Below are 15,335 nucleotides of genomic sequence, written 5' to 3'. Positions count from 1 at the left end.
GTGGCGATGTGGCATCACAGCGGCGCCACCTTGGGCAGCCGCAACGTGAAGCGCGCGCCTTCGCCTTCGGTGCTGACCACGTCGATGCGCCCGCCCAGCACGCCCGTGACGATGTTGTGCGTGATGTACAGGCCCAGCCCGGAGCCGCCCGAGCCCAGCCGCGTGGTGAAGAAGGGGTCGTAGATGCGCGGCAGGTTGGCCGCCGGAATGCCGGCGCCGGTGTCGGCCACTTCGATGATGACTTCGCCATTGCCGCCGTCGCGCGCCGACAGCGCGATCGTGCCCGCCGCGCGGCCGTCGAAGCCGTGTACGACGCTGTTGTCGATCAGATGTCCCAGCGCCTGGCTCAGCGGCCCCGGATAGCTGTCCATCTCCAGCAGGTGGTCGACGTCCTCCTCCAAGGTCAGGCCGCGCTGGCGCAGGTCGGCCTCGAGCGGTTGCAGCAGTTGCGCGACCGGGTCGCCCAGCACGAAGCGCACCCGCTGCGAGCTGGCGCTGTCGACGGCGATGTGGCGGAAGCTGGCCACCAGCGCGGCCGCGCGCCGCAGGTTGCGCACCACCACCTCGTCGGCGCTGGCCGCCTCGCGCACATAGCTCTCCAGCGTCGAGCGGCGCAAGCCGTTCTCCATGTCGCGCCGCAACGCCGCCGTGCGCTCGCTCATGCTGCTGGCCATCACCAGGCTGTTGCCGATCGGCGTGTTGAGCTCGTGCGCCACGCCCGCCACCAGCGCGCCCAGCGCGGCCAGCTTGTCGCGCCGCACCAGCTCCTCCTGCGTCATGCTCAGGTTGCCGAGCGCGGTGCTCAGTTCTTCGTTGACGTGTTCGGCTTCCTCCTTGGCCTGCAGCAGTTGCCCGGTGCGCGCCGCCACCAGTTCCTCGAGGTGTTCGCGGTGCCGACGCAGCTCCTCCTCGCGGCGGGTGCGCACGATGGCGATGCCGGCGATATGGGTGGCCGCGCCGATCAGGCTCAGATCCTCGTCGCTGGGCGTGCGCACCTCGCGGTAGTACATCGCGAACGAGCCGAGCACGGTGTCGCCGTCGAGCATGATCGGCATCGACCAGCACGCGCGCAGGCCGTAGCGCGCGGCCGTCTCGCGGTAGTCGCGCCACAGCGGATCGTTCATGATGTCTGCCACCACCACCGTTTGCCGGCGGTGCATGGCGGTGCCGCACGAGCCGGCCGCCGGCCCGATCGGCTGGCCGTCGATGGTGGCCAGGTAGTCCGGCGGCAGGCTGGGGCCGGCGCCGACCTGCACGTGCACGCCGTCCGGCGCCAGCAGCAGCGCCGTGCACAGCACGTCCTCGGACTGCGATTCGATCAGCAGCATCAGGCGCTCGAGGATGTCGCCCAGCGGCGCGGCGCGGGCGATCATCTCGAGCAGGCGGTTCTTGCCGTCGCGCAGCGCTTCGGCCAGCTTGCGGCGCGTGATGTCGACCACCCGCACGTGCATCAGCCGGTGCCGCCCCGAGTCGAGCGGCACCATCCGCAGTTCGCAGCACAGCGTGCGGCCCGAGCTGTGCCACATGGTCAGCTCGTACACCTGCACGCCGCCCGCCAGCACCTGGTCGACATGCTCGCCGAACACTTGCGGCGACGGCCGGCCGTCCGGCTGCAAGGGCGGGCACAGCGACGGAAACTGCCTTTGCATCAACTCGGTCCCGGTCAGCCCGAACAGCTCGCGCGCGCGGCGGTTGACGTCCAGCACACGATGGCTGCCGCGCTGCAGCAGCAGGATCGCGTCCGGCGAACCGGACAGCATGGTGTGATAGTTGACCTCGAGCGTGGCCATGGACGGCAAATCGGCCTCGGCCGGCGCGGCGGGGATGGCCTGCAGCCGCAGCAGGATGTCCTCGGCCAGGTCGTCGGCGTTGAACGTGAGCGGCAGATAGGCGGCCGCGCCGAGCTCGGTCGCCCGCGCGCGTTCCTCCTCGCTGGGCGCGTTCGACAGCACATAGATGGGCACGTCGGCGCCGCACAGCCGTTGCAGGCGCTGGCACAGTTCCAGGCCGGCGCTGCCGGCCAACGCCGCGTCCAGCACGGTCGTGGCCACGCCGCCGCCGGCCGCGATGGTCAGCGCCTCGTCGCCGCGGCTGACGGCGCGCACGGCATAGCCGTAGCGGCCGAGCGTCTTTCCGAGGGCGACGTGGTCGTACGCCGCACTGGTGGCAATCAGTATCGTGTGCGGCTGATCGGAGGAGAACGGCTGCATCATGAGCGTGGGTCCGGTTCCGCGAGGCGGAGGTGTAACTAGTGTATTACAACATGGGCCGGACCGCCCATGGTTTATGCGGCCGCCACGGAGGCCGCCTCCTGCGCCTGTTTGATTTGTGGAAAGTTATCCTCGATCCAGTCGACCAGCGCCTCGAGCCGTTCGGCCGCCTCGCGCCCCAGCGGCGTCAGGCTGTACTCGACGTGGGGCGGCAGCACCTGTTGCGCCACCCGCAGCACCAGGCCGTCGTAGGCCAGCGCGTCGAGCGTCTGCGCCAGCATTTTCTCGCTGACGCCGCCGACCGCGCGCCGCAACTGGCTGAAGCGGTGGGTGCCGTCGAGCAGCACCACCAGCACCAGCACGCCCCAGCGGCTGGTGATATGGGCCAGCACGGCGCGCGACGGGCAGTCGGGGGCGAGCAGTTTCGCGCGTTGGCCGTCGTCGAGCGTGGCGAGGGTGGAGCGCAAGGATTTGCGGGGTTGGGGCGCGGTCATCGTGGTTTCCGTTCGGGTGGAGTGTACTTACCAAATTGTACGTACTTACATTTAGAAAGTATAGGCCTTATGATAGTCCCGACCGCGCGGAATGTCCCTGCGGAACTCAATTCAAAGGAAAAATCATGATTATTGTTACTGGTGCAACCGGCCAACTGGGCCGTCTCGTGATTGCCAGCCTGCTGAAAACCACCCCCGCCGCGCACATCGTCGCCGCCGTGCGCGACGTTGCCAAGGCCGCCGATCTGGCCGCGCAGGGGGTGCAGGTGCGCCGCGCCGACTACGACGACGCCGCCTCGCTGGACGCCGCGTTCGTCGGCGCGACCAAGGTATTGCTGATTTCGTCGAACGAGCTGGGGCAACGCGTACCGCAGCACCGCGCCGTCATCGACGCCGCCGTTCGCGCCAAGGCCGGGTTGTTCGTCTACACCAGCGTGCTGCGCGCCGATAGCAGCGAGCTGTCGCTGGCGCCCGAACACCGGGAGACGGAGGCGGCGGTGCGCGCTTCCGGCCTGACGTACAGCCTGTTGCGCAACGGCTGGTATATCGAAAACTACACCGGCGGCCTGGCTGGCGCGCTGGCGCACGGCGCGCTGGCCGGCGCGGCGGGCGAGGGCCGCATCGCCGCAGCCGCGCGCGCTGACTACGCGGACGCGGCGGCGGCCGTGTTGTCGAGCAAGGGGCCGGTCGAGCCAGTGTATGAATTGGCGGGCGACACCGCGTTCACCCTGGCCGAGCTGGCGGCGGAGCTGTCGCGCCAGTCCGGCAAGCAGGTGCCGTTCCACAATCTGCCGCAAAAAGAGTATCAAGAGATGTTGGTCGGCGTGGGGCTGCCGGCGCCGCTGGCCGAGCTGATCGCCGATTCCGACGCCGCCGCCGCCAAGGGCGCGCTGGACGACGACGGCCACGCGCTAAGCAAGTTGATCGGCCGTCCGACCATCACACTGGCCGACGCCGTCAAAGCGGCGCTGTAGGCGTTGCGGTTGCGGCCGGGAAGCCGGCCGCAGGCTATCATCTTGCGCGCCAATGAAAAAAGCTCCATCCGCCTTTCGGCTGATGGAGCTTTTTTGCGTATTCGGTAGAGTGGTGCCCACGGAGGGACTCGAACCCCCACACCTTGCGGCACATGGACCTGAACCATGCGCGTCTACCAATTCCGCCACGTGGGCACTGAACTGCTTGCTGCTTGTTACACTCTGCTGCGTGTTCTGCAACAGAGGCCCGAATCTTAAAGGAGCTGCGCCACCCCGTCAATAGCCAATTGGTGCTGAGGTGAAATTATTTCGGTTTGAAAGTCGGGGCGATTGACTGATAATCGTCCTATGAATGTCCGCCGACCCGCCCGCGCGCTGGCCCTCGCCAGCCTCCTGCTGCTGCCCCTGGCGTCCAGGGCGCAACAGGTCGTCACGCTGACCGGCGGCGAGTGGCTGCCCTATATTTCCCAAACGTTGCCCCATTACGGCCCCATCGCCCGCATCGTCACCGAGGCGTTCGCGCTCGAGGGCGTGCGCGTCAACTACACCTTCCGGCCGTGGAGCAGGGCGTTCGCCGAGGCCGCCAACGACTTGGCCAACGGCACGCTGGTCTGGAGCGTGTCCGACGACGGCAGCGAGCGGGCGCGGCGGTTTCTGCGCAGCGACGTGGTGTTCCACAGCCAGTCGGTGTTCTTCCACCTGAAGAGCTACCCGTTCCGCTGGCGTGGCGAGCAGTCGCTGGCCGACATGCGGATCGGCGGCACCGCCGGCTACGAGTACCAGTTCGACAAGGCCACGCAAAGCAGGATGGACCTGTCGGCGCCCACCGACACGCTCAACTTCCACAAGCTGCTGGCGGGGCGGTTCGACGTGTTTCCGGCCAATCTGGATGTCGGCTTGTGGATCATGCGCACCGAATTGCCGCCCGACCAGGCCGGCTTGATCGCCTGGGACCCGCGCCCCTACCACATCGCCCACTACCACCTGCTGTTAAACAAGCGCAATCCCGACAACGAGCGGTATATGGCGCTGTTCAACCGCGGCCTGAAGCGCCTGCGCGCGAGCGGGAAATACGAGTCATACCTGCGGGGCTTGAGCCCGGTGCCCAAGTGGCCGGGAGGTGACGGCGCAATGAAAAAAGCCCCCAGCGCGCCGTAAGGCTAGCTGGAGGCTTTTTTGCGGAATTCTGTGGTGCCCACGGAGGGACTCGAACCCCCACACCTTGCGGCACATGGACCTGAACCATGCGCGTCTACCAATTCCGCCACGTGGGCACTGTACTGCTTGCTACTCTTGCTTCGCTGTCGCGTGTTCTGCAACAGAGGCCAGAATCATAAGTGAGCCGCGCGCGGCAGTCAAGGGCGAAAGCCATTTTTTGCGAAAGAAATCCGGGCGCCACACCCGGCGCGGGCGGGCGGATTTCGCGCTTGCTTGTTAAGGCGCACTTTCGTAAGCTCCGGATGGATGCCGCCCCCGGCGTTCAGCTACACGGAGACAGTCGATGCACATGTTGAACAACTGGTTCGATAGCCAGGGCTTTATGCCGCACGGCCACTGCTTTTTGTGGATACCGTCCATCCTGTGGACCAGCGTCATTTCCGACGCGCTGATCGCGCTCGCCTATCTGACCATCCCCTTCACGCTGATCTACTTCATCCGCCGTCGCCGCGACATGCCGTTCAACTGGATGTTCATCGCCTTCGGCGTTTTCATCCTGGCTTGCGGGAGCACGCACATGGCCGAGATCTGGGTGGTCTGGCGCCCCGACTACGTGCCGCTGGTGATCCTCAAGGCGATCACGGCGGTCGCCTCGGTGGTGACGGCGATCGCGTTGGTGCGGCTGGTGCCGGTGGCGCTGCGCATCCCCAGCCCGGCGCAGCTGGCTGCCGTCAACGCCGAGCTGCGGCAAGCCAACAGCGACCTGCGCCTCGCGATGGAGCGGGCCGAGGTGGCGAACCGCGCCAAGAGCGCGTTCCTGGCGGCGATGAGCCACGAGCTGCGCACGCCGCTCAATGCCATACTCGGCTACGCGCAAATCCTCAAGCGCGACAAGCAATTGTCGCCGTCGCAGCAGGCTGGCGTCGGCACCATCCACCTGGGCGGCCAGCACCTGCTGGCGCTGATCAACGACGTGCTGGACCTGTCGCGCGTGGAGGCGGGCAAGATGGAATTCAACGTCAAGCCGGTGCGGCTGGGCGAGTTGCTGACCGTGGTGGCCGACATCATGCGCGTGCGGGCCGAGCAAAAGCATTTGCATTTCGAGCTGGAGCTGGTCGGCGGCTTGCCGCTGGCGATAGGCGCCGACGAGACGCGCCTGCGGCAGGTGTTGTTGAACCTGCTTGGCAACGCCGTCAAATTCACCGATCGCGGCGCCGTGCGCCTGCGGGTGTCGCCGTTGCCGGCGGCGGCCGACGCGCCGGACCTGGCCCGCCTGCGCTTCGAGGTGCTCGACGAGGGCGTCGGCATCGATCCCGCCCATCTCGACGCCATCTTCGAGCCGTTCGAGCAGGTCGGCGAGGCCGCGCGCCGCGCCGGCGGCACCGGCCTGGGGTTGGCCATCAGCCGCCAGCTGGTGCGGCAAATGGGTGGCGACCTGAAAGTCGACAGCGCGCCCGGGCGCGGCAGCCGCTTCTGGTTCGACGTGCCGGTGCCGGTGGTCGACGCGCCCGGCGCCGCCACCGACGGCGGCGATGTTCCGGCCGGCTATCTGGGGCCGCGCAAGACCTTGCTGGTGGTGGACGACGTCGCCACCAACCGCGCCTTGCTGCGCGATCTGCTGGGCACGCTGGGCTTCCGCATCGTGGAGGCCGCCAACGGCGTCGCCGCGCTGCGCCAGGCGAAGATCGAGCCGCCCGACCTGGTGCTGATGGATATGGTGATGCCGGACATGGACGGGATCGAAACGACGCGCCGCCTGCGGGCCGAGCCGGGCAGCGCCCACACGCCGGTGTTGATCATTTCGGCCAGCTCGACGCCGGAGGAGGGGCTGCGCGCGATCACCGCCGGCGCCGACGCCTTCCTCGCCAAACCGATCGACCAGCAGGCGCTGCTGGCGGAAATCGGCGCCCGGCTCAAGTTGCAGTGGATAAAATGAAGGCAATATGAGGCGGTAATGAAAAAAGCCCCCAGCGCGCCGTGAGGCTTGCTGGAGGCTTTTTTGCGGAATTCTGTGGTGCCCACGGAGGGACTCGAACCCCCACACCTTGCGGCACATGGACCTGAACCATGCGCGTCTACCAATTCCGCCACGTGGGCACTGATACTGCTGAACAACAAATGCTATTATAGCGACAGGGTGAGTTTCGCGCCAGATGAACTTTCGTTCCATACTGCGCATCAACCCGGTCTAACAATTCCCGCTTCGTCGCTGTTTTTCAACATTGTCGCTGCGAGAGACCAAGATTATAGAGCAATCCTGCGCGATGTCAAACACCAAATTCGGAATCTGTCGGAAAAATCCGGTAGCGGACGCCGGAATTAGTCAATCAGGGCGTTTCCAAGTACACTACGCCTGTCGTCGTGTCATATATATGCACCCGACGATTTTGCCAGGCCGGATTTCCTCTGAACACTGTCAATAACAACTACAGAAATACTTTTGAACCAAACTACCCACACCATTCCCAGCCGGGAGGAAATTCTCGGCATCTTCCGCAGCGCCAAGGCGCCGCTTGACCTGCTCGCAGTGGCGAAGTCGCTGAAAGTCGCGCAAGACGCACAAGCGGTGCTGTCGCGCCGGCTCAACGCCATGCAGCGCGACGGCCAGATCGTCGCCGACGACAGCGGTCACTTTTCGCTCGCCACCGACACCGGCTTCGTTGCCGGCCGCGTCAGCAGCCACCGCGACGGCTTCGGCTTCGTCATCCCGGACGAGCCGGGCGAAGACCTGTTCCTGCCCGAAAAGGAAATGCAGAAAGTGCTGCACGGCGACCGCGTGCTGGCCAAGGTCATCGGCGTCGACCGCCGCGGCCGGCCGGAAGGCACCATCGTCGAAGTCGTCCAGCGCGCCAACACCCACATCATCGGCCGCCTGCTCAACGAGAACGGCACCTGGATCGTCGCGCCGGAAGACCAGCGCATCGCCCAGGACGTGTTGATCGAAGGCTCGATCGGCAAGGCCAAATCGGGACAGGTGGTCAGCGTCGAGCTGACCGAGCAGCCGATGCGCTTCAAGCAGCCGGTCGGCAAGATCGTTGAAGTGCTGGGATCGCTCGACGATCCGGGCATGGAGATCGAAATCGCCGTGCGCAAGTTCGGCGTGCCGCACGTGTTCTCCGACGCCGCGCTCAAGCAAGCCAACAAGCTGCCCGACGTGGTGCGCGAGATCGACCTGGCCGACCGCGTCGACCTGCGCGACATCCCGCTGGTGACCATCGACGGCGAGGACGCGCGCGACTTCGACGACGCGGTCTACTGCGAACCGGTCAAGGTCGGCCGCAGCAACGCGTTCCGCCTGATCGTCGCCATCGCCGACGTCAGCCACTACGTCAAGCCGAACGACGCGCTCGACACCGACGCGCTCGAACGCAGCACCTCGGTCTACTTCCCGCGCCGCGTGATTCCGATGCTGCCGGAAAAACTGTCCAACGGCCTGTGCTCGCTGAACCCGGCGGTCGACCGCTTGACGCTGGTGTGCGACGCCGTCATCACCGCCAAGGGCGAGATCAAGGCCTACCAGTTCTATCCGGCCGTGATCCACTCGGCCGCGCGCCTGACCTACACCGAAGTGGCCGACATCCTCGGCAACACCAAGGGACCGGAGGCGGCGCGCCGCCCGGGCATCGTGCCGCACCTGCTGAACCTGTACGACGTCTACCAGGCCTTGCTCAAGGCGCGCAGCGAACGCGGCGCGATCGACTTCGAGACCACCGAGACCTACATCGTCTGCAACCCGTCGGGCAAGATCGAAAAGATCATCCCGCGCACCCGCAACGAGGCGCACAAGCTGATCGAGGAGTGCATGTTGACCGCCAACGTCTGCGCGGCCGACCTGCTGATCCGCCACAAGCATCCCGGCACCTACCGCATCCACGCCAGCCCGACGGCCGAAAAGCTCAAGCAGGTGCGCACCTTCCTCAAGCAGGTCAACCTGAGCTTGAACGGCGGCGACAAGCCGACCGCCGGCGATTACGCCGAGCTGATGCGCCAGGTCAAGGAGCGTCCGGACGCCGCGCTGCTGCAAACCATGCTGCTGCGCTCGATGCAGCAGGCGGTGTACTCGCCCGACAACATCGGCCACTTCGGCCTGGCGTACGAGGCCTACGCCCACTTCACCAGCCCGATCCGCCGCTATCCGGACTTGCTGACGCACCGCGCCATCAAGGCCATCCTGCTCGGTAAGAAATACGAGCCGAAAGTGGCCTCGACCAGCGTGCTCAACACGAACGTCTCGAACGCCACGCGCAAGCAGCAGGCCAAGGACAAGGCCGACGGCAAAGAGAAAAAAGCCGCCGGCGACCTGACCGTGTGGGACGCGCTCGGCGTGCACTGCTCGGCCAACGAGCGCCGCGCCGACGAAGCCTCGCGCGACGTCGAAGCGTGGTTGAAGTGCTACTTCATGCAGGACAAGCTGGGCGAGGAATTCACCGGCATCATCACCGGCGTGACCAGCTTCGGCATCTTCGTCCAGCTGGACCAGTTGTTCGTCGAGGGCATGGTGCACATCACCGACCTCGGCGCCGACTACTTCCAGTACGACGACGCCCGCCACGAGCTGCGCGGCGAGCGCAGCGGCAAGCGTTTCCAGCTGACCGACCGGGTCGACGTGCAAGTCGTGCGCGTCGATCTGGAATCGCGCAAGATCGATCTGCGCCTGGCCGGCGCCGACGCGCCGCCGCCACGTCCGGACAAGCCGTCCAAGGACAAGGACCGCAAGGGCAACATCAAGCCCGGTCCGACGACGTCGCAGCGCCACGAGGTGAAAACCACCGCGCCGTCGGCGCCGGCCGCCAAGCCGGCGTCGCGCTCGCGGGGCGGACGCGGCAAAACCAATGCCGCGGCGGGTGCCGCGGTAGCACCCCGAGCAGCGCAGCCTGCCTCAAAAAGTAAGAAGAAGCGATAAATAATGAAGAACAAAATGATTTTTGGTTTCCATGCGGTGACCTCGCGTTTGCGTCATGAGGCCTCATCCGTGGAAGAGATTTTCATCGACGCCACGCGCGACGACCGCCGCATGAAGGATCTGGTCGCCAACGCCAAGGCGGCCGGTGTGCGCGTCATGCCGGTCGACTCGGCGCGGCTCGACAAGATCGTCGGTACCCGCCGCCACCAGGGCGTGATCGCCTTCGCCTCGCAGCTGGCGCTGGCGCGCAACCTCGATGAACTGCTCGACGCCATCGAAGGCCCGCCGCTGTTGCTGGTGCTCGACGGCATCACCGATCCGCACAACCTGGGCGCCTGCCTGCGCGTGGCCGACGGCGTCGGCGCGCACGCGGTGATCGTGCCGAAGGACCGCGCCGTGGGCCTGAACGCCACCGCCGCCAAGGTCGCCAGCGGCGCGGCCGAGACCGTGCCGTACATCACCGTCACCAACCTGGCGCGCACCTTGCGCGACTTGAAGGACCGCGACATCTGGCTGATCGGCACCTCCGACGACGGCGAAAAAGGCCTGTACGAAGCCGACTTTACCGGCCCGACCGCGCTGGTCATGGGGTCGGAAGGCGAGGGCATGCGCCGCCTGACGCGCGAGACCTGCGACATGCTGGTCAGCATCCCGATGTTCGGCTCGGTCGAGAGCTTGAACGTCTCGGTCGCCTCCGGCGTCTGTCTGTACGAGGCGCGCCGCCAGCGCCTTGCCAAGGAAGCTTAAACAGCGTTCCCGGCAAAGCAGTTCCGGCGGCCCGCTTCGAGGGTCGCCGGGTTTTTCCTCCCGCCCCCTCCAAGTCTGCCGCTTCTTAGCAACCTCCGACCGGATGCGCTAACATGGGCTTTTCGGTTGTCATTCTGCACAACTATGTTCCACCACCTGCGACAAGACATCAACAGTATCATCGAACGCGACCCCGCCGCCCGCAACGCCTGGGAGGTGTTGACCTGCTACCCCGGCCTGCAGGCCATCGTCATGCACCGCTGGGCCAGCTGGTGCTGGCGGCACGGCCTCAAGTGGCCGGGGCGCTTCATCGCCTACCTGGCGCGCATCGTCACCGGCATCGAAATCCACCCGGGCGCGACGATCGGCCGGCGCGTCTTCATCGACCACGGCTTCGGCGTGGTCATCGGCGAGACGGCCGAAGTGGGGGACGACTGCACCATCTACCAGGGCGTGACCCTGGGCGGCACCTCGCTGCACGCCGGCAGCAAGCGCCACCCGACCTTGGAGCGCGGCGTCATCGTCGGCGCCGGCGCCAAGGTGCTGGGCGGCTTCACCGTGGGTGAATACGCCAAGGTCGGCTCGAACGCGGTGCTGCTCAAGCCGGTGCCGGCGGGCGCGACGGCGGTCGGCAACCCGGCCCACATCGTGCGCAAGGACGCGGCCGCGCCGCTCGGCGCCACCGCGCACTTGTTCGCGGCCTACGGCGTCACGCCGAACGGCGACGACCCGCTGTCGAAGGCGCTGCACGGCCTGATCAACCACGCCGTCAAACAGGAAGAGCAGATCGAGCGCATCCTGGCGGTGCTGAAGGCGGCGGGCCTGCCCTGTCAGGGAGTAGCCGAATGTGATAAATTGAATTCCGACCAATTAAACAAGCTCGTCGAATAAGGATCATGGACATGGAATCACCCGCAGGCGCAGAAGTACTGGACCCGTTTGAAATCCGCGTGTTGGCCGTGCTGGCCGAAAAAGAAGCGCTGACGCCGGACAACTACCCGCTGTCCTTGAACGCGCTGGTCAACGGCTGCAATCAACTGTCGAGCCGCGACCCGGTGATGTCGATCTCGGAGGAAACGGTGGCCGACGTCTTGCAGCGGCTGATGCAGCGCAAATACGTCAACGGCATCACGCAGGCGGGCGCGCGGGTTACCAAGTACGAGCACCGGATGCGCATCAAATGGTCGCTGGAGCAGGACAAGCTGGCGGTGCTGACGATCCTGATGCTGCGCGGGCTGCAGACGGCGGGCGAGATCCGCACCCGCACGGGACGGCTGCACGACTTCAAATCCGTGGCCGACGTCGAGCAGGCGCTGCAGTTCCTGATCGACAAATACCCGCCGCTGGTCTCGAAGCTGGCGCTGGCGCCGGGCACCAAGGAGCCGCGCTACGGCCAATTGCTGGGTGGCGAAGAGGCGCTGGCGCGGGAAGAAACCGCGGCTGGCCTGGGCGGCGCGGTCACTTCGGCCTCGTCGGGCGGCCGGGTCGCCGCGCTGGAGCAGGAGGTGCAGCAACTGCGGCGCGACTTCGACGACCTCAGCGCGCAATTTGCCGAATTCCGCAAACAGTTCGAGTAATCAACTACGGGGTCAAGTCTAACATTGCTACATGAACTCGGCTGTATGGCGCTTGGCAGGCCCAGTCACAGTCCAGCCCGTGTAGAGATATTAGACTTGACCCCCGAGTGGTCAGCCTTCTTCGCGGCGGCGGCGCATCCAGATGGCCACCGCGATCATGGCGGCGCCGGCGGCCGCGCCTATCCAGACGTTGGCGTTGCCCAGCGTCGACCAGGATTCGCCGAAGATCGTTTGCGGCACCGGCAAGCGGTGCGGAACGTGCTCCATCGCGAGGTGGGCTTCGTCAAACACCAGCCACGCTCCGGGCACCACGCTGAGCAACAAACGGCTGACGATCTTGCTGACGAACCAGGCCGAGTTGATGCCGAGATGCATGGCCTTGTCCGCCCACAGCAACAGCAGCGCCGTCGCCAGCGGCGTGCCGACCGCCCACAGGAACACCTTGGAGCGCGCCATGCTCGACACCATCAGCAACCAGCCCACCGTCGGCAACGCCCACAGCACGTACAAGGGCAGCAGGCCGAGCATCCACAGCGGCGTCAGGTACAGGTCCGGCGTGATGAACAGTTCGCCGAACACGTTGGTGCCGTGCGTTAGCAACAGGAAGGCGCCGATCAGCAGCACCACCAGCGATACCACGAAGCCGATGCCCAGCGTGATCAGCGGCGCCACGACGGCGGCCAGCAAGACCTTCGACAGCACCGTCATCGAGTCCGACACCGGCAGCGATTTCCAGAACAGCAGGCTGCGGTCGCGGCGCTCGTCGTGCAGCGCGCCGAGGCAGTAGAAGAACACCAGCACGCCGAGCACCATCAGCACCGGCGCGGACGAGGCCATGTACGCCTGCGCCATCGTTTCGACCACCTGCGTGCGCACCTTGCCCTCCAGCGTGATCGACAAAATTTGCGACGGCGAACCGTCGCCGTTGACGCTGATGTTTTTGTCGAGCGTGGCCGCAACCAGCGCCATCACCGCGACCAGCGTGGCGATGACCGCCGGCGCCCACACCAGCATGCCCTTGTGTTCCCACATTTCGCGCTTGATCAGCCATTTCATGGTTTTCATGCGTAGGTTCCTTTCATGGTGGCGACAAACAGATCGGCCACGCTCGGGGTGCGCAGCTCGCCGAAGGTCGCCAGTTGTTCGCGCGATACGCCGTCAAACAGCATGATGGATTTGCCGAACACGGTGCGCTGGGTCATCGGCTGCAGCGCGTTGGCGGCGGCGATGAACGGCGGCTCGACCATCACCTCGGTGAAGCGTTCGCCGACTTCGTCCATCGTCGCGGCCAGCGAGATCTTGCCGTCCTGGATGAACATCAAATCGGTCAGGATGTGTTCGACCTCTTCGATCTGGTGCGTGGTGATGACGATGGTCTTGTTTTCGTCGAAGTAGTCCTCCAGCAGATTCTGGTAGAACTGCTTGCGGTACAGGATGTCCAGGCCCAGGGTCGGCTCGTCGAGCACCAGCAGTTTGGCGTCGATGGCCATGACCAGCGCCAGGTGCAGCTGCACCACCATGCCCTTGGACATCGCCTTGACCTTCATTTGCGGGTTCAGCTTGGTGATGGCCAGATACTTTTCCGCCTTGCTGCGGTCGAAACGCGGATGCACGCCTTCGACGAAATCGATCGCGTCCTTGACCTTGAGCCATTTGGGCAGGATGGCGACGTCGGCGATGAAGCAGACGTCGTTCATCAGCGCGTCGCGCTGGGTGCGCGGGTCCATGCCGAGCACCGACAACTCGCCGTCGAACTGGGTCAGGCCCAGCAGGGCCTTGAGCGTGGTGGTCTTGCCCGAGCCGTTGGGGCCGATCAGGCCGACGATGCGGCCTGCTTCGACCGTGAAGGTGGCGCCGTTCAGCGCGGCCTGCTGGCCGTATTTTTTGCTGAGGTTGGTCGCGGTGATGATGGCGCTCATGCCGCACCTCCGGCCGCGGCGGGTTTGAGCAGCGATTCCGGCTCCAGGCCGAGGCGGCGGATGCGTTCGAGCATGGCCGGCCATTCCTCGCGCAGGAAGCGTTCGCGTTCGCTGGCCAGCAGTTTGTCGTGGGCGCCTTCAGTGACGTACATGCCTAATCCCCTTCTTTTTTCGACTAAGGTTTCGTCCACGAGCTCTTGGTAGGCGCGCGATACGGTAATCGGGTTGAGTTGATAATCGGCGGCGATCTGCCGTACCGAGGGCAGGGCGTCGCCGGGCTTGAGCAGGCCGTCGAGCATCATGCCGATGACCTTGTCCTTCAACTGCCGGTAGATCGGCGCGTTGTCATTCCAGCCTATCGTGGACATACATGGGTACCCCTGATGTGTGTTGATGAAGTGGTGTTGTAGTGAACTATAACACTAGGTTTTGAAAAGGCAAGGGGATTTTTTTTCGGGTGCCGCCGACGGTTCGGCGATGGCGGATTACGCTGCGCTAATCCGCCCTACGTGGTTTTAGATTGGCTTTGGGTCCTGACCTTGTCTAACAATTCGAGTGCGTTGGGGAGTGCGGCGCCCGAGGCGGTGTTGTCGAAGATGCACCAGCCGCTGCGATCTTTTAGATACGCGGCGACTTGATCCAGGTACGCTTCATCGTAAGACGAGTAATAAATTCTGGGGCTGCCGTGCAGGCGCGCGTACACGAGGTCGGTGGTGGGCACGTAAATTCCGGGCTGGCCGGCCGGCGGATCGGCGATCACGCGGGTGATGCGATGTCGCCGCAACAGCTCGGTCGCCTCGTCGCTGAACCAACTGCCGTGGCGCGCTTCGCAGGCGAGCATGCAGTCGAAGCTGTCGTGCAGGCGGGCAAAAAAATCGTCGGCCACGGCTGGCTGCAGCGTCAGGCTCGGCGGCAACTGCACCAGCACGCAGCCGAGTTTGTCGCCCAGTGTGCCGGCCTCGGCCGCGAAGCGCGCCAGCAATTCGTCGATGTCGACCAGTTTTTGATCGTGGCTGATGCTGCGCGGCAGCTTGACCGAGAAGCGGAAGTCGGCCGGCACGCTGGCGGCCCAGCGCGCGTAAGTCGTGGCCTGGTGCGGCTTGTAGAAGGACGAATTGATTTCCGCCGCGGTCAATACTGCCGCATAGCGTTGCAAGTGGCTGCCGTCGCCGGGAAAGCGCGGCGCCGATTGCCGGTCGATGCTCCAGCCGGCGCAGCCGATACGTGTGTCCAAACCCATGGCGATTAATCCCTTTTCAAAAAAAGAACGTTCGAATATTGGCCGGACCAATTTATCAATCAATCCGCTGATTATTTCAACTAACTAGCAATTTGGCACTAACCGCATATATC

At 65.3% G+C, this 15,335-nt stretch carries 13 protein-coding genes and 3 tRNA genes; 7 read left to right on the top strand and 9 right to left on the bottom strand.

Annotation, left to right across the window (positions count from 1 at the left end; all coding sequences use genetic code 11):
* Positions 1-14 precede the first annotated feature (14 nt).
* Together JOD97_RS14450 and JOD97_RS14445 are read right to left on the bottom strand one after the other, a co-directional pair.
* Positions 15-2,213 (bottom strand): ATP-binding protein, encoded by a 2,199-nt coding sequence (locus JOD97_RS14450; RefSeq protein ID WP_209718830.1) that lies wholly within the window; start codon positions 2,211-2,213, stop codon positions 15-17.
* A 71-nt stretch (positions 2,214-2,284) separates the two neighbouring features.
* Positions 2,285-2,704, bottom strand: coding sequence for a helix-turn-helix domain-containing protein (locus tag JOD97_RS14445; RefSeq protein WP_209718827.1), 420 nt, complete (start codon positions 2,702-2,704; stop codon positions 2,285-2,287).
* Between the two features lie 125 nt (positions 2,705-2,829).
* Between JOD97_RS14445 and JOD97_RS14440 the strand changes: the two genes are divergently transcribed.
* Positions 2,830-3,678, top strand: coding sequence for an NmrA family NAD(P)-binding protein (locus tag JOD97_RS14440; RefSeq protein WP_209718825.1), 849 nt, complete (start codon positions 2,830-2,832; stop codon positions 3,676-3,678).
* A gap of 110 nt (positions 3,679-3,788) precedes the next feature.
* Here JOD97_RS14440 and JOD97_RS14435 read toward each other — a convergent pair.
* A tRNA-Leu gene (locus JOD97_RS14435) sits at positions 3,789-3,873 on the bottom strand.
* Positions 3,874-4,026: 153 nt separating this feature from the next.
* Here JOD97_RS14435 and JOD97_RS14430 point away from each other — a divergent pair.
* Positions 4,027-4,836, top strand: a complete 810-nt coding sequence (locus JOD97_RS14430; protein ID WP_209718822.1) for an ABC transporter substrate-binding protein — start codon at positions 4,027-4,029, stop codon at positions 4,834-4,836.
* 31 nt (positions 4,837-4,867) lie between these two features.
* Here the strand turns inward: JOD97_RS14430 and JOD97_RS14425 are convergent.
* Positions 4,868-4,952: transfer RNA gene (locus JOD97_RS14425), tRNA-Leu, on the bottom strand.
* A gap of 227 nt (positions 4,953-5,179) precedes the next feature.
* Here JOD97_RS14425 and JOD97_RS14420 point away from each other — a divergent pair.
* Positions 5,180-6,772: an ATP-binding protein gene (locus tag JOD97_RS14420; RefSeq protein ID WP_209718819.1), complete on the top strand. Its 1,593-nt coding sequence runs from the start codon at positions 5,180-5,182 to the stop codon at positions 6,770-6,772.
* A gap of 76 nt (positions 6,773-6,848) precedes the next feature.
* Here JOD97_RS14420 and JOD97_RS14415 read toward each other — a convergent pair.
* Positions 6,849-6,933 (bottom strand) — tRNA-Leu (locus tag JOD97_RS14415).
* A gap of 343 nt (positions 6,934-7,276) precedes the next feature.
* On the opposite strand from JOD97_RS14415, the gene rnr reads away from it, so the two are divergent.
* From rnr to JOD97_RS14395, 4 genes are all read left to right on the top strand, one after another.
* Positions 7,277-9,739 carry a ribonuclease R gene (gene rnr / locus JOD97_RS14410; RefSeq protein ID WP_209718816.1) on the top strand — a complete coding sequence of 821 codons (2,463 nt, stop codon included), beginning with the start codon at positions 7,277-7,279 and terminating at the stop codon, positions 9,737-9,739.
* A gap of 3 nt (positions 9,740-9,742) precedes the next feature.
* Complete coding sequence (gene rlmB / locus JOD97_RS14405; RefSeq protein ID WP_209718812.1) at positions 9,743-10,486, top strand: 23S rRNA (guanosine(2251)-2'-O)-methyltransferase RlmB; 744 nt, start codon at positions 9,743-9,745, stop codon at positions 10,484-10,486.
* 144 nt (positions 10,487-10,630) lie between these two features.
* On the top strand, positions 10,631-11,377 hold the full coding sequence (gene cysE / locus JOD97_RS14400) for a serine O-acetyltransferase (protein ID WP_209718809.1): 747 nt from the start codon (positions 10,631-10,633) through the stop codon (positions 11,375-11,377).
* An 11-nt stretch (positions 11,378-11,388) separates the two neighbouring features.
* The gene (locus JOD97_RS14395) at positions 11,389-12,063 is read left to right on the top strand and encodes a YceH family protein (RefSeq protein WP_209718806.1); all 675 of its coding nucleotides are present in this window, start codon (positions 11,389-11,391) and stop codon (positions 12,061-12,063) included.
* 111 nt (positions 12,064-12,174) lie between these two features.
* Here the strand turns inward: JOD97_RS14395 and JOD97_RS14390 are convergent, their stop codons facing one another.
* The 4 genes from JOD97_RS14390 to JOD97_RS14375 all read right to left on the bottom strand — a co-directional run bounded on the left by JOD97_RS14390 (position 12,175) and on the right by JOD97_RS14375 (position 15,222).
* Complete coding sequence (locus tag JOD97_RS14390; RefSeq protein WP_209718804.1) at positions 12,175-13,128, bottom strand: hypothetical protein; 954 nt, start codon at positions 13,126-13,128, stop codon at positions 12,175-12,177.
* A complete protein-coding gene (locus JOD97_RS14385) occupies positions 13,125-13,982 on the bottom strand; it encodes an ABC transporter ATP-binding protein (protein ID WP_209718800.1) in 858 nt (285 codons plus the stop codon). Before JOD97_RS14385 ends, JOD97_RS14390 begins: the two co-directional genes overlap by 4 nt.
* Positions 13,979-14,350, bottom strand: coding sequence for a GntR family transcriptional regulator (locus tag JOD97_RS14380; protein ID WP_209718796.1), 372 nt, complete (start codon positions 14,348-14,350; stop codon positions 13,979-13,981). The genes JOD97_RS14385 and JOD97_RS14380 overlap by 4 nt, the downstream gene beginning before the upstream one ends.
* Before the next feature lie 137 nt (positions 14,351-14,487).
* The gene (locus JOD97_RS14375; RefSeq protein ID WP_209718793.1) at positions 14,488-15,222 is read right to left on the bottom strand and encodes a DUF72 domain-containing protein; all 735 of its coding nucleotides are present in this window, start codon (positions 15,220-15,222) and stop codon (positions 14,488-14,490) included.
* Between the last annotated feature and the right edge of the window lie 113 nt (positions 15,223-15,335).

The organism is Duganella sp. 1411, from assembly GCF_017833525.1.
Lineage (GTDB): Bacteria > Pseudomonadota > Gammaproteobacteria > Burkholderiales > Burkholderiaceae_D > Rugamonas.
The sequence above is the reverse complement of the archived record's forward strand: the minus strand, read 5'-3'. Positions and strand labels throughout refer to the sequence as shown.

Excerpts from the sequence above, each read along its gene's own strand:
- JOD97_RS14450 (WP_209718830.1), bottom strand. The coding sequence starts at position 2,213 with ATGATGCAGCCGTTCTCCTCCGATCAGCCGCACACGATACTGATTGCC.
- JOD97_RS14445 (WP_209718827.1), bottom strand. The coding sequence starts at position 2,704 with ATGACCGCGCCCCAACCCCGCAAATCCTTGCGCTCCACCCTCGCCACG.
- JOD97_RS14440 (WP_209718825.1), top strand. The coding sequence starts at position 2,830 with ATGATTATTGTTACTGGTGCAACCGGCCAACTGGGCCGTCTCGTGATT.
- JOD97_RS14430 (WP_209718822.1), top strand. The coding sequence starts at position 4,027 with ATGAATGTCCGCCGACCCGCCCGCGCGCTGGCCCTCGCCAGCCTCCTG.
- JOD97_RS14420 (WP_209718819.1), top strand. The coding sequence starts at position 5,180 with ATGCACATGTTGAACAACTGGTTCGATAGCCAGGGCTTTATGCCGCAC.
- rlmB (WP_209718812.1), top strand. The coding sequence starts at position 9,743 with ATGAAGAACAAAATGATTTTTGGTTTCCATGCGGTGACCTCGCGTTTG.
- cysE (WP_209718809.1), top strand. The coding sequence starts at position 10,631 with ATGTTCCACCACCTGCGACAAGACATCAACAGTATCATCGAACGCGAC.
- JOD97_RS14395 (WP_209718806.1), top strand. The coding sequence starts at position 11,389 with ATGGAATCACCCGCAGGCGCAGAAGTACTGGACCCGTTTGAAATCCGC.
- JOD97_RS14390 (WP_209718804.1), bottom strand. The coding sequence starts at position 13,128 with ATGAAAACCATGAAATGGCTGATCAAGCGCGAAATGTGGGAACACAAG.
- JOD97_RS14385 (WP_209718800.1), bottom strand. The coding sequence starts at position 13,982 with ATGAGCGCCATCATCACCGCGACCAACCTCAGCAAAAAATACGGCCAG.
- JOD97_RS14380 (WP_209718796.1), bottom strand. The coding sequence starts at position 14,350 with ATGTCCACGATAGGCTGGAATGACAACGCGCCGATCTACCGGCAGTTG.
- JOD97_RS14375 (WP_209718793.1), bottom strand. The coding sequence starts at position 15,222 with ATGGGTTTGGACACACGTATCGGCTGCGCCGGCTGGAGCATCGACCGG.